The sequence below is a fragment of the Chitinimonas naiadis genome (assembly GCF_054780835.1).
On record NZ_BAAGVO010000006.1, the window covers coordinates 156,126 to 178,341 of the forward strand.

Consider the following 22,216-nt stretch of genomic DNA (forward strand, 5'->3'; position numbering starts at 1 on the left):
CCGTCCGTGTTACATGACACGTCGGGACAGCCCCGACGAACAGTGAGCCCAGTCCATGAAACGTCTCAGTACCCAAGAAGCCGACTTCCAGCCGCAACTCGATGCGCTGCTGGCCTTCGAGTCTGCCCAGAACCCGGAGGTCGATGCCGCCGTCGCGCGCATCCTGGCCGATATCAAGGTCCGCGGTGATGCGGCAGTGCTGGAATACACCGCCCGCTTCGATGGCGTCGCGGCCCGGAGCATGGCCGAGTTGGAACTGAGCCAGGATGAGCTGGCTGCCGCCTACCACCGCCTGCCGGCGGCCCGGCGCGAGGCGCTGGAAGCCGCTGCCGCCCGGGTCCGCCGTTACCATGAGAAGCAGCAGCAGGTGAGCTGGCAGTACACCGAGGACGACGGCACGGTACTGGGCCAGGCCGTCACGCCGCTGGACCGGGTCGGCCTGTACGTGCCGGGCGGCAAGGCCAGCTATCCGAGTTCGGTGCTGATGAACGCGATTCCCGCCAAGGTGGCCGGTGTGGGCGAGATCATCATGGTCGTACCGACGCCGCGTGGCGAGCGCAACGACATGGTGCTGGCCGCCGCCCATATCGCCGGTGTGGACCGGGCCTTCACCATCGGCGGCGCGCAGGCCGTGGGCGCGCTGGCCTACGGTACCGCCACCATTCCGCAGGTCGACAAGGTCACTGGACCGGGCAATCAGTACGTAGCGGCCGCCAAGCGCGCCGTATTTGGCCTCGTCGGTATCGACATGGTGGCCGGCCCGTCCGAGATACTGGTGATCGCCGACGGCGGCACCGATCCAGACTGGATCGCCATGGACCTGTTCAGCCAAGCCGAACACGATGAGATTGCCCAGTCCATCCTACTGTGCCCGGATGCGGCCTATATCGAGCGGGTCGCTGCCAGCATCGAACGCCTGCTGCCGGAGATGCCGCGCCGCGACATCATCGCCGCCAGCCTGGCCAACCGTGGTGCGCTGATCCAGGTGCGTGACCTGGAGGAGGCCGCCACCATTGCCAACCAGATCGCGCCGGAGCACCTGGAGTTGTCGGTGGCCGATCCCTGGGCGCTGCAGGCGTTGATCCGTCACGCCGGTGCCATCTTCCTCGGCCGCTTTGCTTCCGAATCGCTGGGTGACTACTGTGCCGGGCCCAACCATGTGCTACCGACCTCCCGTACCGCTCGCTTCGCCAGTCCGCTGGGGGTGTACGACTTCCAGAAGCGTTCGAGCCTGATCTATGTGTCGGAGGTGGGCGCCCAGGCGCTGGGTCGCATCGCCAGTGAACTGGCGGAGGGCGAAGGCCTGCCTGCCCACGCCCGCTCGGCCGAATACCGGCTGCGGGAGCGTTGAGATGAGCCTCGCCCAACAGTTCGTACGTCCTGAGATCCTGCAACTGGCGGCCTACCATGTGGCCGATGCGAGCGGTCTGATCAAGCTCGACGCAATGGAGAACCCATACCCGCTACCGCCCGAGTTGCAGCAGCAACTGGCCGGGCGACTGGCGGCGGCGGCGCTGAACCGCTACCCGGACCCGCACGGTGGCGGCTTGAAGGACAAGCTGAAGACGGCCTTTCAGATCCCGGCGGAGGCGAGCGTGATCCTGGGCAATGGCTCGGACGAGCTGATCACCCTGGTCTGCCAGGCGCTGGCAAAGCCCGGCGCCACCTTGCTGGCCGCGGAGCCGTCCTTTGTGATGTACCGCATGAACGCAGTATTCAGCCAGTTGCGCTATGTCGGTGTTTCGCTCAAGCCGGACTTCTCGCTGGATCTGCCGGCCATGCTGGTGGCGATCGAGGCGCATGCGCCGGCCGTGGTGTTCCTGGCCTACCCGAACAACCCGACCGGCCCCCGTTTTGCGCGGGCCGATATCGAGGTCATCCTCGAGCGGGCACCCGGGCTGGTGGTGGTCGACGAGGCCTACACCGCCTTTGCCGACGATAGCTTCATGGGCCTCGCCGGCAGCCATCCCAAGTTGCTGGTCATGCGTACCCTGTCCAAGCTTGGCCTGGCCGGCATACGGCTGGGCTATGCCGCCGGTCACGCCGACTGGGTCAACGAACTCGACAAGGTGCGGCCGCCCTACAACATCAATGTCCTGACCCAGGCCGCAAGCCATTTCGCGCTCGATCACCTGGCGGTGTTCGACACCCAGGCCGCCATCCTCAGGCAGGAGCGTGCCCGCTTGGCTGCTGCACTGGCGGCGCTGCCGGGCGTCATGGTGTTTCCGTCGGAAGCCAACTTCGTGCTGGCCCGCGTGGCGGATGCCCCACGCACCTTCGCTGCGCTCAAAGCGGCGGGCATCCTGATCAAGAACTTGCACGGCGGTCACCCGCTGCTCAATCATTGTTTACGCTTCACCGTAGGCACACCGGCCGAAAACGACCGCGTGCTGGCTGCGCTTCCCAACTGTCTCTGAGTCATTGCCATGCGCCAAGTCACTGTCACCCGTAACACGCTGGAAACCCAGATCACCGTCAGCCTCAATCTCGATGGCAGCGGCCAGAGCCGTTTTGATACCGGCGTGCCCTTTCTGGAGCACATGCTGGACCAGGTCGCGCGCCACGGCTTGATTGACCTGGACATCGTCGCCAAGGGGGACCTGCATATCGACGCCCACCACACGGTGGAGGATATCGGCATTACCCTGGGGCAGGCCCTGGCCAAGGCGATCGGCGACAAGAAGGGCATCCGCCGCTACGGCCACGCCTATGTGCCGTTGGACGAGGCGTTGAGCCGCGTGGTGATCGACCTGTCGGGTCGGCCTGGCCTGAGCTACGGTGTGGAATACACCCGCGCCAGCATCGGCCAGTTCGATGTCGACCTGTTCAGCGAGTTCTTCCACGGCTTCGTCAACCACGGCATGGTCACCTTGCATATCGACAACCTCAAGGGGGCGAACGCCCACCACCAGGCTGAGACCATCTTCAAGGCCTTCGGTCGTGCCCTGCGCATGGCCATCGAGGTGGACGAGCGCGCGGCGGGTGCCATGCCGTCCACCAAGGGCACGCTGACTGCCTGATCCGACCATGTCATCCGGGAACACGCTATGAAAATCGCCGTCATCGACTACGGCATGGGCAATCTGCGTTCGGTCACGCACGCGCTGGAGCATGTTGCCCCTGAGCACCAGATCATCCTGACCAGCGATCCTGACGTGATCGCCGGCGCCGACAAGGTGGTCTTCCCCGGCCAGGGCGCCATGCGGGACTGCATGCGCGAGGTGGACGAGCGCGGCCTGCGCGGGGTGGTCAAGCAGGCGGCAGCCAGCAAGCCTTTCCTCGGCATTTGTGTGGGCGCCCAGCTATTGTTCCAAATGAGCGAGGAGGGTGGCAACACCCCGGCCATCGGTGTCTTCGAGGGCGAGGTGGTGCGCTTTCCGGCAGCACGCATGCACGATGAGGCCGGTAACAAGCTCAAGGTGCCCCACATGGGCTGGAACGAGGTCTGGCAAAGCCGGTCTCATCCCTTGTGGGCCGACATACCCGACGGTGCGCGCTTCTACTTTGTCCACAGCTACTACATGCAGACGCCAGATGCCGCCCTGCCGGTCGGAACCAGCCGCTACCCCTTCCCCTTCACCGTGGCAGTGGCCCGCGCTAATATCTTTGCCACCCAGTTTCATCCCGAGAAAAGCCATGCTGCCGGCCTGCAGTTGCTCAAGAACTTCGTTGCCTGGGATGGCACGGCCTAACCTGTTCAGCTAGATAAAAACCATGCTCATTATTCCCGCCATCGACCTGAAGGATGGTCAGTGTGTACGTCTCCGTCAGGGAGAAATGGATTCCGCCGACGTCTTCGGCGATCCCGCCGAGATGGCCCGGCGCTGGCTGGATGCTGGCGCCCGCCGCCTGCATCTGGTTGACCTGAATGGCGCCTTTGCCGGCAAGCCCAAGAACCTGGAGGCGGTCAAGGCCATCCTCGAGGTAGTCGGCAGCGATATTCCGGTCCAGCTTGGCGGTGGTATCCGCGATCTGGAGACCATCGAGAAATACCTCGAAGCCGGTCTGCGCTACGTCATCATCGGCACCGCCGCGGTCAAGACGCCGGGCTTCCTGCATGAGGCGTGCGACGCCTTTCCAGGCTCGGTCATCGTCGGCCTCGATGCCAAGGACGGCAAGGTGGCGATCGATGGCTGGAGCAAGATCACTGGCCACGACGTGATCGATCTCGCCAAGCGCTTCGAGGATTATGGCGTCGAGTCGATCATCTACACCGATATCGGTCGCGACGGCATGCTCAGCGGCGTGAACATCGACGCCACGGTCAAGCTGGCCCAGCACCTGACGGTGCCGGTCATCGCCTCCGGGGGGCTGACCAATCTCGATGACGTGCAGCGTCTCTGTGCGGTGGAAGGCGAGGGCGTCGCCGGCGTGATCGCCGGCCGCTCCATCTACGAAGGGACGCTGGACTTCGCCGCGGCCCAGCAACTGGCGGATGAACTCAATGGCTAAGCCACCCATCATCAATCTCGATGCCTTGCCGGCCCCTGAGCACAATGTGCACGGTAGCCGCTATGAGTCGTTTGATGTGGGGATCAGCGAGCTGATCGGCGCACGCAAGCTGGGTTACGCGCATACCGTGGTACCGCCGGGCAAGCGCTCCTGTCCTTTCCACAACCACTGGGAGGAAGAGGAGCTGTTCATCGTCCTGTCCGGTACCGGCACCTACCGGCTGGGCGAGGATCAGTTTCCGGTGCGCGCTGGCGACATCATCGCGGCGCCGACCGGTGGCCGCGAAACGGCCCATCACCTGATCAACGACAGTGCGGCCGACCTGGTCTACCTCTCGATCAGCACGCGGTCGCCGACCGAGATCGTCGAATACCCGGACTCAGGCAAGGTCGGCGTCCGTTCCAGCATGGCCGCGGCCGACGGCAGCGGCACCCACCGCTTCCGTTTCCGTGCCCTCGACAAGGATGGCGCCGTCGACTACTGGGACGGCGAAGATTGATCCGTCACCCTTCTGTTTCTTTTTCCTGATTGCCGCCATGCCGCTCGCCAAACGCATCATCCCCTGTCTCGACGTCACCGATGGCCGCGTGGTCAAGGGCGTCAATTTCGTCGGCCTGCGTGACGCGGGTGATCCGGTCGAGATTGCCCGGCGCTACGACCAGCAGGGGGCCGACGAACTGACCTTCCTGGATATCACGGCCAGTTCGGACAATCGCGACCTGATCCTGCACATCATCGAGGCGGTGGCCGAGCAGGTCTTTATCCCGTTGACGGTGGGTGGTGGGGTGCGCAAGGTCGAGGATGTGCGTCGGCTGCTCAATGCCGGCGCGGACAAGGTGGGTATCAATACCACGGCGGTGACCAATCCGGCCGTGGTGGAGGATGCCGCAGGCTATTTTGGCTCGCAGGCGATTGTCGTGGCGATCGACGCCAAGCGCGTCAGCGAACCGGGCGCCACGCCGCGCTGGGAGGTCTACACCCACGGCGGCCGCAATGCGACCGGCCTTGACGCCGTGCAATGGGCGCTGGAGATGCAGCGCCGTGGTGCGGGCGAGATATTGCTGACCAGCATGGATCGCGATGGCACCCGTTCCGGTTTCGATCTGGCGCTGACCCGTGCGGTCAGCGATGCGGTGGATATTCCGGTCATCGCCTCCGGAGGGGTGGGCAAGCTGCAGGATCTGGTGGACGGTATCACCCAGGGGCATGCTGACGCCGTGCTGGCCGCCAGCATTTTCCACTTTGGCGACCATACGGTCGGCGAGGCAAAGCAGCTGATGCAGGCGCAGGGCATCGAGGTACGGCTATGAGCAACTGGCTGGACGAGGTCCGCTGGGACGATAAGGGCCTGGTCACCGCCATTGCCCAGGATGGTCGCAGCCAGCGTATCCTGATGGTGGCGTACATGAACCGCGAATCACTGATGCTGACGGCACAGACCGGCATTGCCCACTACTGGTCGCGCTCGCGCCAGAAATTGTGGAAAAAGGGCGAGGAGTCCGGTCATCTGCAGACGGTCAGCGAGCTCCGCCTCGATTGCGATGGCGACGTGATCGTCATGCAGATCGAGCAGGCGGGCGGCATCGCCTGCCATACCGGCCGCGAGAGCTGCCTGTACCGCAGGCTGGAAGGGGGCCGCTGGGTCACGACCGACCCGGTGCTGAAGGACCCGAACCAGATCTATACCCACGGGCATGGGCACTAGTCTCGTCAGACTTGTCACCCAACTGTCTTTTTCCACGCCTATAATCGCCCGTCCTTCCGAGACCCGTCATGGTTAATCCCGACATCCTCTATCGCATCGCGCAGACGCTTGAAGACCGCAAGGGGGCCGACCCCGAGAGTTCGTACACGGCCAAGCTGATGCACAAAGGCCTCGATGCCATCCTGAAAAAGGTAGGCGAGGAAGCGGTCGAGACGGTGATGGCGGCCAAGGACGGGGACCAGCGCCACCTGGTCTACGAAGTGGCTGACTTGTGGTTTCACACCCTGGTGCTGTTATCGCAACAGGGCCTGGGCCCCGACGATGTGCTGGCGGAACTGGCCAGGCGCGAAGGGATCTCAGGCATAGACGAAAAAAAGGCACGTGGAGAGTAAGACATGAGCGACAACTGCCTGTTCTGCAAGATCGCAGCGGGACACATCCCCTCGAAGAAGGTCTACGAGGACGATGACGTCATCGCTTTTCACGATATCCATCCGATCGCGAACGTTCACTTCCTGATCGTGCCCAAGCTGCATGTGGAATCCTTGCTGAGCGTGGAACCCGTGCACCAGCCCATCCTGGGCAAGCTGCTGGCGCTGGCGCCGCAGCTTGCGCGCGAACAGGGCCTGGACGAAGGTTTCCGGACCATGATCAATACCGGCGCCAAGGGTGGCCAGTCGGTATTCCATCTGCACCTGCACGTGTTCGGCGGTGGCGGCAAGGCCGAGAGCATGATGGCGCAGCTTATTCAATAACCGGATGGAGGGATGCGGCCGCCATGGGTTGGTGGTACCGTCGCCCCCGTTCTTGCCGCAAGGCAGCAGGTTTTCTTCAGATTTGAGAGGGTAATTCCATGGGTTCGTTCAGCATTTGGCATTGGCTGATTGTGTTGGTGATCGTGGTGCTGGTATTCGGTACCAAGAAGCTGGGTAACGTGGGCAAGGACCTCGGTTCGGCCGTGAAGGGCTTCAAGGACGGCATGAAGGGCGAGGAAGACCAGGCCAAGATCGCCGAGAAGCAGGTCGAGGGCAGCCGCGTGTTCGACAACGACACGACCAAGGACAAGCGCTAAGCCGTGTTTGATTTCAGTTTTGGTGAGCTGGCGGTCATCGGTGCCGTCGCACTGGTGGTGATCGGTCCCGAACGGCTGCCCAAGGTGGCCAGGACGGCCGGCGCCATGGTCGCGCGCATGAAGCGCTATGTGGCCGGCGTGAAGGCTGATATCCAGCGCGAGGTGGAACTCGATAACCTGCGGCAGATCGAGGCCGAGATGAACGAGGCGGGCCGCAACCTGAGGCAGGATCTGAGCGATGGTCTGACGCCGCTCAAGGAAGGTCTGCAGGACACCGCGACGGCTACGCACGACGCCTTGAGTGAACCGGCCACCCATTCCGGCTCGGTCGCCACGCCGGCGGTCGACGACAAGCAGTTCGATCTGTTCGCGTCGCCGGCGGCGGTGTCCGAGACGGCCCGTCCAGAGCGAGACCGGCGCTGACGCGCCGTATTTGACAGGCCCCCATGCAAGAAGACCTGCAACCCCTGATCGAACACCTGATCGAATTGCGTGCCCGCCTGGTGAAAGCCTGTGCCGTCATGCTGGTGGTGTTCCTGATCCTGTTTCACTGGTCAGGCGATCTGTACCATTTCCTGGCGCTGCCCATGCTCAATACCATGAAGGCCGGCAGCCAGATGATCGCGACCGACGTGACCTCGAGCTTCTTCGTACCGCTCAAGGTCACGGCCATGACCGCCTTCCTGATCACCTTGCCGCATACGCTGTACCAGGCCTGGGCCTTTGTCGCGCCAGGGCTGTACCAGCACGAGAAGAAACTGGTCGTGCCGCTGATCGCGTCCAGCTTCCTGCTGTTCGCCATCGGCATGGCCTTCGCCTACTTCCTGGTGTTCCCGGTGGTATTCGGCTTCATGAATGCCGCCACCCCAGAGGGCGTGGCGATGATGACCGATATCGAGAAATACCTGAGCTTCGTGCTCGGCATGTTCCTGGCCTTCGGCGTGACCTTCGAGACCCCGGTCGTGGTGATCGTGCTGGTGCGCATGGGCATCGTCAGCGTAGCCAAGCTGCGCGAGGCGCGGCCCTATGTGATCGTCGGCGCCTTCGTGATCGCCGCCATCGTCACGCCACCGGACGTCCTGTCGCAGGTCATGCTGGCCGTACCGCTGTGGCTGCTCTACGAGCTGGGCGTCCTGCTGTCGGCCTGGCTGATCACCCCGCGACCGCAAGCTACCCCAGAATAAGCATCCCCGGCACTGGATCGCCGCCCAAAAAACAAGGCCACCTAAGGTGGCCTTGTTGCTATGCAAACGGCATTTATTCTTCTTCCTGCTGCGGAATCTCAAACCGGGGCCGCTTGCCTATCTTGACCTTGAACTCGGTCGGCTTGCCATTACGCAACACCTTGATGCTGGCCTCCTGCCCCGGCGGCTGAGCCGCAATCAGGTTCAACATGGCCGTGAAGTCCACCACCGGCTGCCCATTGACCCCCACCAACACATCCCCGGGTTTCACCCCACCGCGCTCGGCCGGCCCGCCGCGCACCACGCCATTGATCAGCACGCCATCAGCACTCTTGAGATTGAAGCTGGCGGCCAGTTCCGGCGTCAGATCCTGGGTGTCGACTCCGATCCAGCCGCGGGTAACCGCGCCGTCCTTGATAATCTGCTCCATCACGTTCTTGACCATGCTGGCGGGAATGGCGAAGCCGATGCCGACGCTGCCGCTGGTTTGCGAATAGATGGCGCTATTGATGCCGACCAGGTTGCCAGCGGTATCGACCAGGGCGCCGCCGGAGTTGCCGGGGTTGATCGCGGCGTCGGTCTGGATGAAGTTCTCGAAGGCCGGGTTGTTGATGCCGAGGTTGCTGCGTCCCAGGGCGGAGACGATGCCCATGGTGACGGTCTGGCCCACGCCGAAGGGGTTGCCGATGGCGAGGACCACGTCGCCGACATTGAGCTTCTCGACCTGGCCGAAGGTGGTGGCCGGCAGCTTGTCGAGCTCGATCTTGATCACGGCGAGGTCGGTTTCCGGATCGGTGCCGACCACGGTGGCTTCGGCGCTGCGGCCGTCGGACAGGGCGACCTGGATCTCGTCGGCCGAGGCGACCACATGGTTGTTGGTGACGATATAGCCCTGCGCCGAGACGATGACGCCCGAGCCCAGGCTGGCGGTGCGCTGGCCTTCGCCATTGTCGATACGGTCGCCGAAGAAACGGCGGAACAGCGGATCGTTCAGCAGCGGGTGGGACTTCTTCTTGATCTGTTTGCTGGTGTAGATGTTGACCACGCTGGGCATGGCATGGCGTACCGCATCCCGATAGCTGGTGCTACCACCTGCGCCGACCGGCACCGTCGGCACCGCCTGGGTCAGCGTCACGACTTCGGCTACCTGCTTGGGCAACCAGGCCGGCTTGAGCAGCGTCAGCAGGAACCAGAGCGCCAGGCCTGCCGTGGTGGTTTGTGCGAAAATCAGCCAAAGTTTTTTCATGTTTCTGCTGGGAAATGCTCGTCGTCGTGTTGTCGCGCGGGAATGGATGAGTGGCAGGATCGAGTATGACGAACGAATCGGGGCCGCTGCTATGTTATTGCGCGAATTAGAAAATTATACCGGACAACTGTTGCTGGTAGACCGCTACAAGGACTACGCCCCCAATGGCGTGCAGGTTGAGGGGCGCGCCGAGGTGCGGCGCCTGCTGTGCGGCGTGACCGCGAGCGAGGCGCTGATCGATGCTGCCATCGCCTGGCAGGCCGATGCGATCCTGGTCCATCACGGCTATTTCTGGCGCAACGAGGATGCTCGGGTCATCGGCAGCAAGAAGCGGCGGCTGGCCAAGCTGCTGGGGCACGATATCAGCCTGCTGGCCTACCACCTGCCGCTCGATGCCCATCCTGAGCTGGGCAACAACGCACAGCTGGGGCTGCGGCTGGGCCTGCAGGCCGAGGGACGGACCGGCGAGCAGGACATGGTCTGGCTGGGGCGACCGGTCAAGGCGCAGACCGTGGCTGCATTTGCCGAAGCGGCCGAGGCGGCACTGGGCCGCAGGCCGGTGGTGATCGGCAACCCGGCCCGCTCCTTGCAGCGGATAGGCTGGTGCAGTGGTGGCGCGCAGGGGTATTTCCAGGCGGCGATCGATGCCGGTTGTGACTTATATCTCACCGGCGAAGCGTCCGAACCCAACTATCATGCAGCGCTGGAGTACGACGTCGGCTTCATGGCGGTAGGCCATCATGCCTCGGAACGCTATGGCGTACAGGCGCTTGCGGCCCATCTTGCCGAGCGCTTTGCACTCGAATATCGCTATCAGGAACTGGGTAATCCGATCTGATTGCAGCCCCGCCGAATAACCCCTTTCCGGCAAAGGCTTATCCAAGCTGGGGGAATCGGTTAAAATCGTCTAGTTTAGGTTCTGTCGGCACCGAATTGAGGCGCTGCCGGCCGCAACCGATGGTTATCACCACATTCTTAAAAAGTCAGAAAGTCAGGGACTGGGTATGACGAATCAAGTGGACAACAGCAAGCGGCGCTTCCTGACGCTCGCGACTGGCGCTGTGGGTGGCGTGGCCGTGGTCGGGGTCGCCACCCCCCTAATCGCCAGCTTCTTCCCCTCCGAGCGCGCCAAGGCAGCAGGCGCACCGGTGGAAGTGGATATCAGCAAGCTCGAGCCCGGTCAGAAAATCGATGTCGAATGGCGTGGCAAGCCGGTATGGCTGGTCAACCGCACCAAAGAGATGATCGACAACATGGCCAAGATCGAGTCCAAGCTCGTCGATCCGGCCTCGGACGCCAGCGAGCAGCCCGAATACGCGCACAACAAGCTGCGTTCGCGGGCCGATCACGCCAGCCTGTGGATCGCCCTGGGCGTCTGTACTCACCTCGGGTGCTCGCCGACCTACCGTCCCGACCTGGCTCCGGCCGACCTCGGTTCGGAATGGGTGGGTGGTTTCTACTGCCCATGCCACGGTTCCAAGTTCGACCTGGCCGGTCGGGTGTATTCCGGCGTGCCGGCCCCGAAGAACCTCGTCATCCCGCCCTACAAGTACCTCAGCGCCACGTCGGTGCTGATTGGCGAAGACAAATAAGAGGGAAAGACAGACATGAGCAAGCTGCAAGCCCTGACGAAGTCCGTAGTGGGTTGGGTTGATGACCGCTTCCCGGTGACGGCCTCCTGGAAGGCGCATATGTCCGAGTACTATGCGCCCAAGAATTTCAACTTCTGGTACTACTTCGGTTCGCTGGCCCTCCTGGTGCTGGTCATCCAGATCGTCACCGGTATCTTCCTGACGATGAACTACAAGCCGGATGGCTCGTTGATCCCCGGTACCAATGTCTCGGTCGCCTTCAATTCGGTCGAGTACATCATGCGTGACGTGGCGGGCGGCTGGATCATCCGCTACATGCACTCCACTGGCGCCTCCATGTTCTTCGTGGTGGTCTACCTGCATATGTTCCGCGGCCTGGTCTACGGCTCCTATAAGCAGCCACGCGAACTGATCTGGATCTTCGGCATGCTGATCTTCCTGTGCCTGATGGCCGAAGCCTTCCTGGGCTATCTGCTGCCATGGGGCCAGATGTCGTTCTGGGGTGCGCAGGTGATCGTGAACCTGTTCGCATCCATCCCGGTTATCGGCCCTGACCTGTCGGTCTGGATCCGTGGTGACTTCGTGGTGTCCGATGCCACCCTGAACCGCTTCTTTGCGCTGCACGTGATTGCCGTGCCGCTGGTGCTACTGGGCCTCGTGGTGGCCCACCTGGTGGCCCTGCATGAAGTCGGCTCCAACAACCCCGATGGCGTCGAGATCAAGAAGAACAAGGACCCGAAGACCGGTATCCCGCTGGATGGCATCGCCATGCACCCGTACTACACGATCAAGGATATCTTTGGCGTGGCGGTGTTCCTGGCCGTGTTCAGCTATGTGCTGTTCTTTGCCCCGGAAATGGGCGGCTTCTTCCTGGAGCACCCGAACTTCGATCCGGCTGATCCGCTCAAGACCCCGCCGCACATCGCGCCGGTCTGGTACTTCACCCCGTTCTACGCCATCTTGCGTGCGATCCCGTCCTTCCTGGGTACCCAGGTATGGGGTGTGATCGGCATGGGCGCCGCCGTGGTGATCATTGCCTTCCTGCCGTGGCTGGATCGTAGCCCGATCAAGTCCATTCGTTACCGTGGCCGCAACTTCAAGATCGCCCTGGTGCTGTTCCTGATCGCCTTCATCGGCCTGGGTATCCTGGGTGCCAAGCCCTCGACCAATACCCGGACCTTGTTCGCACAGGTATTCAGCTTCATCTACTTCGGCTTCTTCCTGCTGATGCCGTTCTACACCAAGAACGATGTAGGCAGCGTACCGGTTCCGTCGCGTACCACCGACACCAACACCCAGCGTCAACTGGCTTTCCTGGCCTATGCCGGCATCGCCATCGTGGGTTCGTTCGTGTTCGGCAAGCTGATCTGATCAAGGGAGACGGACAAGATGAAAAACAAGATCGCTCAGATTCTCACCGCCTGTGCCATGCTGCTGCCGCTGGCTGCACAGGCCAATACCGAAGTTGCGCTGGACAAGGCGCCGCTGGATGTCCGCAATGCCGAATCGGTGCAGCGTGGCGCCAAGCTGTTCGTGAACTACTGCCTTTCCTGCCATGGTGCTAGCTCGCTGCGCTACAACCGCCTGCAGGATCTCGGCCTGACCGAGCAGCAGATCCGCGATAACCTGATGTTCGCCACCGAAAAGGTCGGTGAGCCGATGCGCGTGGCCATGCAGGCCAAGGACGGCAAGCTCTGGTTCGGCGCTACGCCGCCGGACCTGACGCTGGTTGCCCGCTCGCGCGGCGCCGATTGGCTCTACACCTATCTACGCAGCTTCTACCGCGATCCTAGCCGCCCGACCGGCTGGAACAATGCCGTGTTCGACAAGGTCGGCATGCCGCATGTGTTCTGGCAGCTGCAAGGTGACCAGGAGCTGCGCGTGGTGGAAGGCAAGGCCGAGGCGAAGGGTGCCGTGACCCGTTCCTGGGAGACCGAGGAGCATGTCGACGGCAAGACCAAGATCGAGACCCATCAGTTGGTGCTGACCAAGGCGGGCCAACTGACCCGTCTGACGGATGGCAAGGCCAATACCTTCGACTACGACAACAAGGTTGCCGACCTGACCAACTATCTGGTGTGGATGGGCGAACCGGCCCAGGTGACCCGTGAGCGCGTGGGTTACGGCGTGCTCTTGTTCCTGTTGTTCCTGCTGGTGCCAATGACCTATTTCCTGAAGAAGGAATACTGGAAAGACGTTCATTGATCAGGTATTTCGCATCGTTTTGAAGAGGAAACGGAAGGCTCTGCCTTCCGTTTTTCTTTTCATAATCATGTACTTATGATGCTTTTCTGGCTTTTGCCCTAGGCAAAATGCTAAAATCGAGCGTTTTGATAATCGCTGTTGATGGAGATCCCCCTTTTATGATGACCCTGTACTCCGGCACATCCTGCCCTTTTAGCCATCGCTGCCGCATTGTTCTGTTCGAGAAGGGCATGGATTTCCAGATCGTCGACGTGGACATTCATAACAAGCCGGAAGACCTGGCGGTGATGAATCCGTACAACGAAGTACCGGTACTGGTCGAGCGTGACCTGTGCCTGTACGAGTCGAACATCATCAACGAGTACATCGATGAGCGCTTCCCGCACCCGCAGCTGATGCCGGCTGATCCCATCATGCGTGGTCGTGCCCGTCTGATGCTGTTCAACTTCGAGCGCGAGTTGTTCGTGCATGTCCGTACCCTGGAGAGCAGTGCCTCCAGCAAGAAGGACCTGGAAAAGGCACGTACCACCATTCGTGACAACCTGGGTCAGATCGCCCCGCTGTTCGCCAAGCAGAAGTACATGCTGGGTGAGGAGTTCTCGATGCTGGACGTGGCCATTGCCCCGCTGCTGTGGCGTCTGGAGCACTATGGCGTGGAAGTCTCCAAGCCGATGGCACCGATCCTGAAGTATGCCGAGCGTCTGTTCGGCCGCCAGGCTTTCATCGATTCGATGACGCCGAACGAAAAGGCCATGCGCAAGTAAGCATGGTCTGGTGGAGCGGCCAGGCCGCTCCTGTTGCCTTCTGTTAGCGGTAGCCCGATGAAACCTGTTCCGATCAAGCCTTACCTGATGCGCGCCATTCACGAGTGGTGTTCCGATCACGGCTACACGCCTTACCTGGTGGTTGCCGTACGCGACAAGCTGCAGGTGCCCATGGAGTTCGTGAAGAACGGCGAAATCACGTTGAACGTCAGCTACAACGCGACCCGCAATCTGCAGCTGGGGGATGATTTCGTCCACTTCTCGGCCCGTTTCAACGGCGTATCGCGTGAGATTGTCGTGCCGATCGGTGCGGTAGTGTCCCTGTTCGCCCGTGAAACCGGCGAGGGCATGGCCTGGGAGCCCGACTTCAGCGAGACCAATGACGAGGACGCCGATTCGGTGGTGCCGTTGCGACCTGTTTCTACCGCACCGGAGCTGGTCGAGGTCAAGACTTCCGATGCGCCGGTGGCGCAGGAAGCCGATGAGGCGCGCGACGACGATGACAAGCCGCCTACTCCTCCGGCCGGTGGTCGTAGCCATCTGCGGGTCGTGAAGTAAGTTACGCCATGCAGTGGTTGTTCCTGGCGCTGGCGATCGTGGCCGAGGTCATTGCCACGTCCGCCCTGAAACTATCGGAGGGTTTCTCCAAGCCCTGGCCTTCGGTGGTGGTCGTGCTGGGTTACAGCGTGGCGTTCTACTTTCTGTCCCTGACCTTGCGCAGCATGCCGGTCGGCATCGCTTACGCCGTGTGGTCGGGTGTCGGGGTGGTGTTGATTACCGCCATAGGCTGGCTGTGGTTCGGCCAGCGGCTGGATATGCCGGCCCTGTTGGGGATGGGCTTGATCGTGGCGGGGGTGCTGGTACTGAATCTCTGGTCCCGTTCTGCCGCGCACTGAAGCGCAGGTAGGCAGCAAAAAGGCGCGTCGTTGACGCGCCTTTTTGTTTTTGGTGGCCAGCGATCAGGCGATACGCGTCAGCACCGCGGCGAAGAAGCCATCGGTACCGTGCACCTGCGGCAACAGCTGCAGGTAGTCGCCTGTATCCAGCTCGACCCGCTGGTCGGCCAGCACGCTGTTGGCAGGGACCAAGGCAAAGTTGGGGTGGCTGGCGAGGAAGGCCTCGACGATCTGCTGGTTTTCGCGCGGCAGAATGCTGCAGGTGGCGTAGACCAGGCGGCCACCGACCTTCACCAGGCGGGCGGCAGAGGCCAGGATGGCGGTCTGCTTCACATTCAGTTCATCGACACTCTGTGCGCTCTGGCGGAACTTCAGGTCGGGATTGCGGCGCAAGGTGCCCATGCCGGAACAGGGGGCATCCACCAGCACGCGGTCCATCTTGCCGGCCAGCCGTTTGACGCGCGTGTCGTTTTCGCTCTCGATCCGCTGCGGCTGCACGTTGGACAGGCCGGAGCGGGCCAGGCGGGGCTTGAGGTTGGCCAGGCGCTTCTCGGATACGTCAAAAGCGTACAGGCGACCACTGGAGGCCATCAGCATACCCAGCAGCAGGGTCTTGCCGCCGGCGCCGGCACAGAAGTCAGCGACCATCTCGCCGCGCTTGGGATTGACCAGCAGGCCCAGCAGCTGGCTGCCTTCGTCCTGGACTTCGATCGCGCCTTCGGTGAACAGGGTGTGGCGGTTGATGGCCGGTTTGCCCGCCAGGCGGATGCCGAACGGTGAATACGGTGTGGTGGTGTACTCGTAGCCGAGGGCGGCGAGTTCAGTCTGGACCGCTTCGCGCTTCATCTTCTGGGTATTGACCCGCAGATCCAGCGGCGCGGGTTGGGACAGGCCGCGTCCCAGTGCCAGGATGGCGTCATTGTCCATGCCGCTGGCTTGCAGCTCTTCTGCTACCCATTCTGGCAGCTCGGCCTGCTCGGCCAGGGTCAGGCTGTCGAGCTTGAAGGCCTTTACGGTGGAGAGGAACTGTCGTTCATCCTCACGCGAGACGATGGGCTCAAACTCGCGCAGGTTGCGGCCACCGCGTGCCAGCCAGGCCAGCAGCATGCGGCGCGGGTTGGTGTCCGGTGCGCAGATGCGGTCCAGCATGAATTTCTGCCGCAAGACGCCGAAGACCGCCTCGGCAATGAAGTGGCGGTTCTGGCTGCCTAGCTTGGGGTTCTCGCGGAAATAGCGCGAGAGCACGGCGTCGGCCGGCGCGCCGAACGACAGTGCGGCCCGGAGGGCCTCCAGTGCGGCGTGGAATTGGTCCTGATTGAGTGGTGGCATGGGGCTTCTGTCTATTATTCCTGTTGATATTCAATGGTCTTGGCGACAAGCAGCTGCTCGCCCTTGTCGTCATGACGTACGATCTTCACCGGCAGGCCGCCGAAATCGGGCGCCAGCCAGATCTCGGTGCCGTCCTCGGCATCCTGCGTGCGCCAGATGCGGGTGGGGGTGTTCTTGCCCATCAGCATCATGCTGCCGGCCTCCGCCTGGGCCAGGCGGTCCTGCTTGATCTTGCGACCCGTCACGATCTGCATGCTCGTGGTGGTTTTCTTGCCCAGCCAAGCCAACTGGAAGGGCAGGGTGTTGTAGTCCTGGGCGCCGGCTTCCAGCTTACCGCTCTGCGGGCTATCGGGGGCGCCATAGCTGACCTGCTTTGCCGCCCAGTCGAACCGGGCCTGTTGCCGTGGCGTCTCTCCCTTGCCACGAAATTCGGCGTAGTCGGCCGGCTTGAGGCCGTTGTCGGTCAGCTCACCGTTGCTCAGGTAGCGGATCTTGGCGCCGAAGATGGGCGACACCTCGGTTTCCAGCCGGTAGTGCTGTTTGTCGATCACCCATTGCTGGGTGGCTTCGCCGACCGGCAAACCAGCGAAGCTGGCCTGGTAGACGATGCGCGCGCGTACCGGCAGGCCCGCAGCCTGGGCGGCCTGCAGCGCCAGGGCGATTAATGTAAAGGGTAGTAGGCGAGTGAGCGACATGATAGGTACTCCCGGATTGATATTAGCGACCAGCCTAACGGCGATGGCCTGAAGCGGGACTGAACTCAACGATCACGGCTGAGCCGCTCGGTTCGCTTGAGTACGGTCTTGCCGTCCAGCGTCAGTTGCACGGTGACGAGGTCGATCGTGTTGTCGCCATCCTGATAGCGGATGCGTACCGGCAGGTTGTGCCAGTCCGGTGCCAGGTAAAACTCGAAGCGTCGCTTGTCATGGGCGCCGGCCAGTACCAGGGTATTCACCTTCTGGCCGGACAGGGTGAGTTCCGCTTCGCCCTTGAGTTCGAAATCGATCTGGTAGCTGTTGCGGCCGGTCACGATCTGCATATGGAAGCTCGGTAGCTTGTTGCCCTGCAGGGCGAACTGGTAGGCCGCGGAAAAGATGTCCTGGGCGCCTTCGTCGAGCGCGAACTCCTTCTGCTGGCCGGGTTCGCCGACCAGGACCTTCTTGCCGGCCCAGTCGAAGTCCACCTCGTACTTGGGTTGCGGCTTCTGATCGCGATACTCGATGAAGCGCTTGGGCCGCAGGCCGGCGGGGCCGACTTCGCCCTCGGTACGCATGTCGAAGGCCTTGCCGAACAGGCTGCCCTGGGTGCTGATCCGGTACTGCTTGCCATCGAGCCGCCAGCGGTGGTCCGCCAGGACCAGGCCCTTGACGATGTAACTGATGTCCACGGTGCGTGGGAAGCTGCTGTCGAGGCCGGGGCGCGCCGGTTTGCTGTTGGCGGCCGGTGTTTCCGGCGTGGCTGGCGGGGTCTTGGCGGCCTCGGCATTGGCGACCGCCGTGACCTCCGCCGCCTTGCCGGCCTCGGAGGCTGGCGGCGCGGTGCTGGTGACGGTGGGGGCAGGCGGCGGATTGATTGCGACCGTGGGCGGCGGCGTGATGGTGCCGACCGGCACTGTCGGGCGCGCGGCAGCCGGCGGTGTCTCGCGTTGCGGTGTCGGCACCGGTCGGGCGGTGGCGACTGCAGCGGGTTGGGCTGGCTGGCGTGCCTTGCCGAGCCGGACGGTCAGTTGGTCTGCCGGGGTCACGCCTGCAAGCCCGGCGGGGCCGTCCGCATCCTCGGCCAGATTCTGGCCCAGCAGCTTGCGCTTGGCGGGTTTGATCAGCGGCGTGGCGCCCAGATCATCGCTCTCCAGCCACAGCAGTACCGGTTCACCCAGGGTCGCCGCCAGATGCAGCAGCAGCGACAGCAGGACCGCAAACAGGAAGAGCGGTGATCGCCAGGCCCGCATGGGGTCAGTCGGCTCCGCGCACGCGCAGGCCGTCGATCTGCAAGCGACCCTCGACAAAGGCCCGCACGGCGATCGGGTAGAGACGGTGTTCGGCCTCCAGTACCCTGGCCGACAAGGTCGTCTCGGTATCGTCGTCCAGGACTGGAACGGCTGCCTGGAGAACGATGGGGCCGTGATCCAGTTCGGCGGTGACGAAATGCACGGTGCAGCCGGCCAGCTTGCAGCCGGCCTCGATCGCGCGCCGATGGGTGTGCATGCCGGGGAAGGCGGGCAGCAGCGAGGGATGGATGTTGAACATCCGCCCAGCGTAGTGCCCGGTGAAGCCGGGGGTCAGGATGCGCATGAAGCCGGCCAGGACCAGCAGGTCCGGCGCATAGGTATCGATACGTGCAGCGAGCGCGGTATCGAAAACCTCGCGGCTGTCGAATAGCTTGTGATCCAGCGCCTCGGTGGCGATGCCGCGTTCGGCTGCCCAGGCGAGGCCTGCGGCGTCCGGTCGGTTGGCGATCACGGCGGCGATGCGGGCGCCCGGGATGGCGGCATCGACGATGGCCTGCATGTTCGAGCCACGGCCGGAGATCAGGATGACGATGTTTTTCATGGTTCTCTAAAGAGGCGCTACAAATGTCCGAAACATGAAACTTCAACTCACCGCCCGGCATTCCCCGCAAGGGAGAGGCCGACGTAGCAAGCCACCTGATGGTGGCGACGACTTCGCTCAGCCGGGCGCTAACTGGTGGCGGAATATCAACGACTCCTCGCTGGTTTATCCCGCTCCCCCCGGCCTCGCCGCCGCGAAGGAGCCTCGACCAGGCTCGACAGTGGATTTGTCCGGCGGTTTCCTAAAGACAAAAGGGGAGGGACTGGGTTCGGGCTTTCTGGCCCTCGCCCCATCCCTCCCCTTGCGGTGCTTACGCGACCTGGGTCTGGTGCTCGTCGCCCTGGCGCTCGCGCACGGCGCCGATGCGGTAGACGGTTTCACCTTCGGCACTCAGGGACGCGATGGCCTGCTCGGCGTGCTCGGCGGCGACGATGACCACCATGCCGATGCCGCAGTTGAAGGTACGGTACATTTCCTGCGTCTCGACATTGCCCTGGGCCTGCAGCCACTGGAACAGCTTGGGCAATGCCCAGCTCTTGGCATCGATCTGCGCAACGGTGTTGGCAGGCAGTACGCGCGGTACGTTCTCGGTGATGCCGCCGCCGGTGATGTGGGCCATGCCCTTGACCGGCAGTTCGGCCATCAGCTTGAGCAGGGGCTTCACGTACAGGCGGGTCGGTGCCATCACCACGTCGGCCAGCGAGCGGCCGCCATCGAACGGGGCGGTGTAGTCGGCTTCGGTCAGGTGCAGGATCTTGCGGATCAGCGAATAGCCATTGGAGTGGGCGCCATTGGAGGCAAGCCCGAGGACCACGTCACCGGCGGCGATGCTGTCGCCGGTGATGATCTTGCTCTTTTCCACCACGCCGACCGCAAAGCCGGCCAGGTCGTATTCGCCGATCGGGTACATGCCCGGCATTTCCGCCGTTTCGCCACCGATCAGGGCGCAGCCGGATTGCTCGCAACCGGAGGCGATGCCCTTGATGACTTCGGTCGCGCTGGTCACGTCCAGCTTGCCGCAGGCGAAGTAGTCGAGGAAGAACAACGGCTCGGCGCCTTGTACCAGGATGTCGTTGACGCTCATGGCTACGAGGTCGATGCCGACGGTGTCATGCCGGTTCAACTCGAATGCCAGCTTGAGCTTGGTGCCGACACCATCAGTGCCGGAGACCAGCACCGGCTCCTTGTACTTCTTGCTGATCTCGACCAAACCGCCGAAACCACCGATGCCGCTCAGGACTTCCGGGCGCATGGTGCGCTTGGCAAAGGGCTTGATGTTCTCGACCAACTGGTCGCCTGCGTCGATATCGACACCGGCATCACGGTAGGAAAGGCTCTGGCTCATGATGGCTCGCTAACGAAAACCGGCGCGGTGGCGCCGGCGGTACGGTTACAATGCGGCGCAGACGCTCATGGTTTTCCCATGGGTACAACGTAAGCACCGGAATTCGTACACATTTTACCCGAAATGAGACGCTCCCGCCCGACCAAACCCATCTGGACACGTTACTGGCCTTTCGGCCTGGGGCTGTCCGTGCTGGTCATTCTCTATCTGCTGGCGCCGATTCTGGCCCCGTTCGCCACCGCTGCCGTGCTGGCGTACATCCTGCAGCCCCTGGTCGACAAGCTCGTCGCCTTGCGCTGGCCGCGTGCGGCCGCGACCTGTGCGGTGCTGCTGGGCGTGGTCCTGCTGGTGGTGGCACTGGTGCTGGTGATCGTGCCGCTGTTCGTGCAGCAGTTGCGCGGATTGATCGGCTACCTGCCGGAGCTGCTGGGCTGGTTGCGGGACCATGCTGCGCCCTGGTTGTCGCAACGCTTGGGCGTGGATCTCTCGCTGGATGTCGATCACGTCAAGAGCTGGCTGTCCGAGCATGGCGACGAGGCGGGCCAGGCGCTGAAGGCCGTGCTGCCCTCGTTGACGACGGGCAGCCTGGCGGTACTGGGCTTTGTCACCAACCTGGTGCTGCTGCCGCTGGTACTGTTCTATTTCCTGCGTGACTGGCCGGTGCTGCTGGCCCAGGTCGATGAGCTGACCCCGCGCAGCTGGCACGCCACCTTGCGGCAACTGGTCGGCGAGGTGGATGAGGTGCTGGGGCAGTTCCTGCGCGGCCAGATCTCGGTCATGTTGATCATGTCGCTGTTCTATAGCATCGGATTGTGGATGACCGGCTTGAAGTCGGCCCTGCCGATCGGCATCGTGGCGGGCATCCTGGTGTTCGTGCCGTATCTCGGGGTGATTGTCGGCGTATTGCTGGCGACCCTGACGGCGGCGCTGCAGTTTCAGGGCATCGCCGGCATCGTGCCGGTGTGGGGGGTGTTCCTGCTGGGGCAGATGGTGGAGGGCTTCTATGTGACGCCGCGCTTGGTGGGGGAGCGTATCGGCCTGCATCCGGTGGCGGTAATCTTTGCCTTGCTGGCATTCGGCCAACTGTTCGGTTTTGTGGGCGTGCTACTGGCACTGCCCCTGGCGGCCACCTTGCTGGTGGGCCTGCGCCATATGCGTAACCGTTATTTTGCAAGCAGCCTGTACCGTAAATGAAGCAGCTCCCGCTCGACCTGCAGCTACCCGAACCGTGTGGCTTCGATGACTATCTGATCGGCCCCAACCTGGAGGCTTTCCTGGCGCTGAAGGCGCTGGCAGACGGTGCTGGCAGCGAGGGTTGCGTCTATCTCTGGGGTGCCAGCGGTACCGGCAAGAGTCATCTGCTCAAGGCGGCGACGCAGCGTGCGATGGTGGCGGGCCTGTACGCCCATTACTGGGACGCGGCAGTGACACCGCTGGATGAACTGGCGCATGGCTACGAGCTGCTCGCGGTCGACCATGTCGACGGCCTGGATGCCGAAGGCCAGATTGCGCTGTTCAGTCTGATCAATGCACAACGCGAGGCGGGCCGGGCGATCCTGACTGCTGGCCGCTTGCCGCCCGCCAGACAGGCGCTGCGCGAGGACCTGACGACCCGCCTGGGCTGGGGTCTGGTATTTGAAATCGGCGAGCCGGACGACGAGGACAAAGCGGCGCTGCTCCGGCATCGGGCGCGAGCGCGCGGTTGCGAGGTGGAGGAGGCGGTCTGCCGCTGGCTGGTGATCCACCAGAGCCGCGACCTGGGTGCGTTGACCCGTCTACTCGACAAGCTGGACCGGGCTGCACTGGCGGCCGGCCGGCCGCTGACCCTGCCGTTTGCGCGTGAGGCCCTGCGCGAATCCCTGCCGGACTGAGTAGAC

28 protein-coding genes are annotated in these 22,216 nt (G+C 63.1%); 22 read left to right on the forward strand and 6 right to left on the reverse strand.

Annotation, left to right across the window (positions count from 1 at the left end; genetic code table 11):
- Window positions 1-55 precede the first annotated feature (55 nt).
- From hisD to tatC, 13 genes are all read left to right on the forward strand, one after another.
- Window positions 56-1,351, forward strand: a complete 1,296-nt coding sequence (gene hisD / locus ACYVHK_RS19960) for a histidinol dehydrogenase (RefSeq protein WP_460535751.1) — start codon at window positions 56-58, stop codon at window positions 1,349-1,351.
- A gap of 1 nt (window position 1,352) precedes the next feature.
- The gene (gene hisC / locus ACYVHK_RS19965; protein ID WP_460535753.1) at window positions 1,353-2,417 is read left to right on the forward strand and encodes a pyridoxal phosphate-dependent aminotransferase; all 1,065 of its coding nucleotides are present in this window, start codon (window positions 1,353-1,355) and stop codon (window positions 2,415-2,417) included.
- A gap of 9 nt (window positions 2,418-2,426) precedes the next feature.
- Entirely contained in the window at window positions 2,427-3,020 is a 594-nt protein-coding gene (gene hisB / locus ACYVHK_RS19970) for an imidazoleglycerol-phosphate dehydratase (protein ID WP_460535755.1), read from the forward strand.
- A 27-nt stretch (window positions 3,021-3,047) separates the two neighbouring features.
- Window positions 3,048-3,692 carry an imidazole glycerol phosphate synthase subunit HisH gene (gene hisH / locus ACYVHK_RS19975; RefSeq protein ID WP_460535757.1) on the forward strand — a complete coding sequence of 215 codons (645 nt, stop codon included), beginning with the start codon at window positions 3,048-3,050 and terminating at the stop codon, window positions 3,690-3,692.
- Window positions 3,693-3,714: 22 nt separating this feature from the next.
- Window positions 3,715-4,452 carry a 1-(5-phosphoribosyl)-5-[(5-phosphoribosylamino)methylideneamino] imidazole-4-carboxamide isomerase gene (gene hisA, locus ACYVHK_RS19980; protein WP_460535759.1) on the forward strand — a complete coding sequence of 246 codons (738 nt, stop codon included), beginning with the start codon at window positions 3,715-3,717 and terminating at the stop codon, window positions 4,450-4,452.
- The gene (locus ACYVHK_RS19985) at window positions 4,445-4,951 is read left to right on the forward strand and encodes a cupin domain-containing protein (protein WP_460535761.1); all 507 of its coding nucleotides are present in this window, start codon (window positions 4,445-4,447) and stop codon (window positions 4,949-4,951) included. Before hisA ends, ACYVHK_RS19985 begins: the two co-directional genes overlap by 8 nt.
- 37 nt (window positions 4,952-4,988) lie before the next feature.
- Window positions 4,989-5,762: an imidazole glycerol phosphate synthase subunit HisF gene (gene hisF / locus ACYVHK_RS19990; RefSeq protein ID WP_460535764.1), complete on the forward strand. Its 774-nt coding sequence runs from the start codon at window positions 4,989-4,991 to the stop codon at window positions 5,760-5,762.
- Window positions 5,759-6,157, forward strand: coding sequence for a phosphoribosyl-AMP cyclohydrolase (gene hisI / locus ACYVHK_RS19995; RefSeq protein ID WP_460535767.1), 399 nt, complete (start codon window positions 5,759-5,761; stop codon window positions 6,155-6,157). The genes hisF and hisI overlap by 4 nt, the downstream gene beginning before the upstream one ends.
- Before the next feature lie 68 nt (window positions 6,158-6,225).
- Window positions 6,226-6,549 carry a phosphoribosyl-ATP diphosphatase gene (locus tag ACYVHK_RS20000; RefSeq protein WP_460535769.1) on the forward strand — a complete coding sequence of 108 codons (324 nt, stop codon included), beginning with the start codon at window positions 6,226-6,228 and terminating at the stop codon, window positions 6,547-6,549.
- Between the two features lie 3 nt (window positions 6,550-6,552).
- The gene (locus ACYVHK_RS20005) at window positions 6,553-6,912 is read left to right on the forward strand and encodes a histidine triad nucleotide-binding protein (protein ID WP_460535771.1); all 360 of its coding nucleotides are present in this window, start codon (window positions 6,553-6,555) and stop codon (window positions 6,910-6,912) included.
- A gap of 98 nt (window positions 6,913-7,010) precedes the next feature.
- Entirely contained in the window at window positions 7,011-7,229 is a 219-nt protein-coding gene (tatA, locus tag ACYVHK_RS20010; RefSeq protein ID WP_460535773.1) for a Sec-independent protein translocase subunit TatA, read from the forward strand.
- 3 nt (window positions 7,230-7,232) lie between these two features.
- Window positions 7,233-7,652, forward strand: a complete 420-nt coding sequence (tatB, locus tag ACYVHK_RS20015; protein WP_460535775.1) for a Sec-independent protein translocase subunit TatA/TatB — start codon at window positions 7,233-7,235, stop codon at window positions 7,650-7,652.
- Window positions 7,653-7,675: 23 nt separating this feature from the next.
- Entirely contained in the window at window positions 7,676-8,413 is a 738-nt protein-coding gene (gene tatC / locus ACYVHK_RS20020) for a twin-arginine translocase subunit TatC (RefSeq protein ID WP_460535777.1), read from the forward strand.
- Window positions 8,414-8,486: 73 nt separating this feature from the next.
- Here tatC and ACYVHK_RS20025 read toward each other — a convergent pair whose 3' ends face one another.
- Window positions 8,487-9,659 carry a Do family serine endopeptidase gene (locus ACYVHK_RS20025; RefSeq protein WP_460535779.1) on the reverse strand — a complete coding sequence of 391 codons (1,173 nt, stop codon included), beginning with the start codon at window positions 9,657-9,659 and terminating at the stop codon, window positions 8,487-8,489.
- A gap of 91 nt (window positions 9,660-9,750) precedes the next feature.
- On the opposite strand from ACYVHK_RS20025, the gene ACYVHK_RS20030 reads away from it, so the two are divergent.
- The 7 genes from ACYVHK_RS20030 to ACYVHK_RS20060 all read left to right on the forward strand — a co-directional run bounded on the left by ACYVHK_RS20030 (window position 9,751) and on the right by ACYVHK_RS20060 (window position 15,116).
- Entirely contained in the window at window positions 9,751-10,497 is a 747-nt protein-coding gene (locus ACYVHK_RS20030; RefSeq protein WP_460535781.1) for a Nif3-like dinuclear metal center hexameric protein, read from the forward strand.
- A 166-nt stretch (window positions 10,498-10,663) separates the two neighbouring features.
- The gene (gene petA / locus ACYVHK_RS20035) at window positions 10,664-11,251 is read left to right on the forward strand and encodes a ubiquinol-cytochrome c reductase iron-sulfur subunit (RefSeq protein ID WP_460535783.1); all 588 of its coding nucleotides are present in this window, start codon (window positions 10,664-10,666) and stop codon (window positions 11,249-11,251) included.
- A 15-nt stretch (window positions 11,252-11,266) separates the two neighbouring features.
- On the forward strand, window positions 11,267-12,622 hold the full coding sequence (locus tag ACYVHK_RS20040) for a cytochrome b (RefSeq protein WP_460535785.1): 1,356 nt from the start codon (window positions 11,267-11,269) through the stop codon (window positions 12,620-12,622).
- Window positions 12,623-12,640: 18 nt separating this feature from the next.
- The gene (locus tag ACYVHK_RS20045; protein WP_460535787.1) at window positions 12,641-13,456 is read left to right on the forward strand and encodes a cytochrome c1; all 816 of its coding nucleotides are present in this window, start codon (window positions 12,641-12,643) and stop codon (window positions 13,454-13,456) included.
- A 158-nt stretch (window positions 13,457-13,614) separates the two neighbouring features.
- Window positions 13,615-14,220: a glutathione S-transferase N-terminal domain-containing protein gene (locus tag ACYVHK_RS20050; RefSeq protein WP_460535789.1), complete on the forward strand. Its 606-nt coding sequence runs from the start codon at window positions 13,615-13,617 to the stop codon at window positions 14,218-14,220.
- A gap of 57 nt (window positions 14,221-14,277) precedes the next feature.
- Complete coding sequence (locus ACYVHK_RS20055; protein WP_460535791.1) at window positions 14,278-14,778, forward strand: stringent starvation protein B; 501 nt, start codon at window positions 14,278-14,280, stop codon at window positions 14,776-14,778.
- 8 nt (window positions 14,779-14,786) lie between these two features.
- Complete coding sequence (locus ACYVHK_RS20060; protein WP_460535793.1) at window positions 14,787-15,116, forward strand: DMT family transporter; 330 nt, start codon at window positions 14,787-14,789, stop codon at window positions 15,114-15,116.
- Between the two features lie 63 nt (window positions 15,117-15,179).
- On the opposite strand, the gene ACYVHK_RS20065 is transcribed toward ACYVHK_RS20060, so the two are convergent.
- The 5 genes from ACYVHK_RS20065 to purM all read right to left on the reverse strand — a co-directional run bounded on the left by ACYVHK_RS20065 (window position 15,180) and on the right by purM (window position 20,339).
- Window positions 15,180-16,445 (reverse strand): RsmB/NOP family class I SAM-dependent RNA methyltransferase, encoded by a 1,266-nt coding sequence (locus ACYVHK_RS20065; RefSeq protein WP_460535795.1) that lies wholly within the window; start codon window positions 16,443-16,445, stop codon window positions 15,180-15,182.
- A gap of 14 nt (window positions 16,446-16,459) precedes the next feature.
- Complete coding sequence (locus tag ACYVHK_RS20070) at window positions 16,460-17,140, reverse strand: DUF3108 domain-containing protein (protein WP_460535797.1); 681 nt, start codon at window positions 17,138-17,140, stop codon at window positions 16,460-16,462.
- 65 nt (window positions 17,141-17,205) lie between these two features.
- On the reverse strand, window positions 17,206-18,393 hold the full coding sequence (locus ACYVHK_RS20075; protein WP_460535799.1) for a DUF3108 domain-containing protein: 1,188 nt from the start codon (window positions 18,391-18,393) through the stop codon (window positions 17,206-17,208).
- A 4-nt stretch (window positions 18,394-18,397) separates the two neighbouring features.
- The gene (purN, locus tag ACYVHK_RS20080; protein ID WP_460535801.1) at window positions 18,398-18,994 is read right to left on the reverse strand and encodes a phosphoribosylglycinamide formyltransferase; all 597 of its coding nucleotides are present in this window, start codon (window positions 18,992-18,994) and stop codon (window positions 18,398-18,400) included.
- Between the two features lie 310 nt (window positions 18,995-19,304).
- Window positions 19,305-20,339, reverse strand: a complete 1,035-nt coding sequence (gene purM, locus ACYVHK_RS20085; RefSeq protein ID WP_460535803.1) for a phosphoribosylformylglycinamidine cyclo-ligase — start codon at window positions 20,337-20,339, stop codon at window positions 19,305-19,307.
- A 123-nt stretch (window positions 20,340-20,462) separates the two neighbouring features.
- Here purM and ACYVHK_RS20090 point away from each other — a divergent pair, with 123 nt between their 5' ends.
- Both ACYVHK_RS20090 and hda read left to right on the forward strand, forming a co-directional pair.
- Window positions 20,463-21,533 carry an AI-2E family transporter gene (locus tag ACYVHK_RS20090; RefSeq protein ID WP_460535805.1) on the forward strand — a complete coding sequence of 357 codons (1,071 nt, stop codon included), beginning with the start codon at window positions 20,463-20,465 and terminating at the stop codon, window positions 21,531-21,533.
- Window positions 21,530-22,210 (forward strand): DnaA/Hda family protein, encoded by a 681-nt coding sequence (gene hda, locus ACYVHK_RS20095; RefSeq protein ID WP_460535807.1) that lies wholly within the window; start codon window positions 21,530-21,532, stop codon window positions 22,208-22,210. Before ACYVHK_RS20090 ends, hda begins: the two co-directional genes overlap by 4 nt.
- Window positions 22,211-22,216 lie beyond the last annotated feature (6 nt).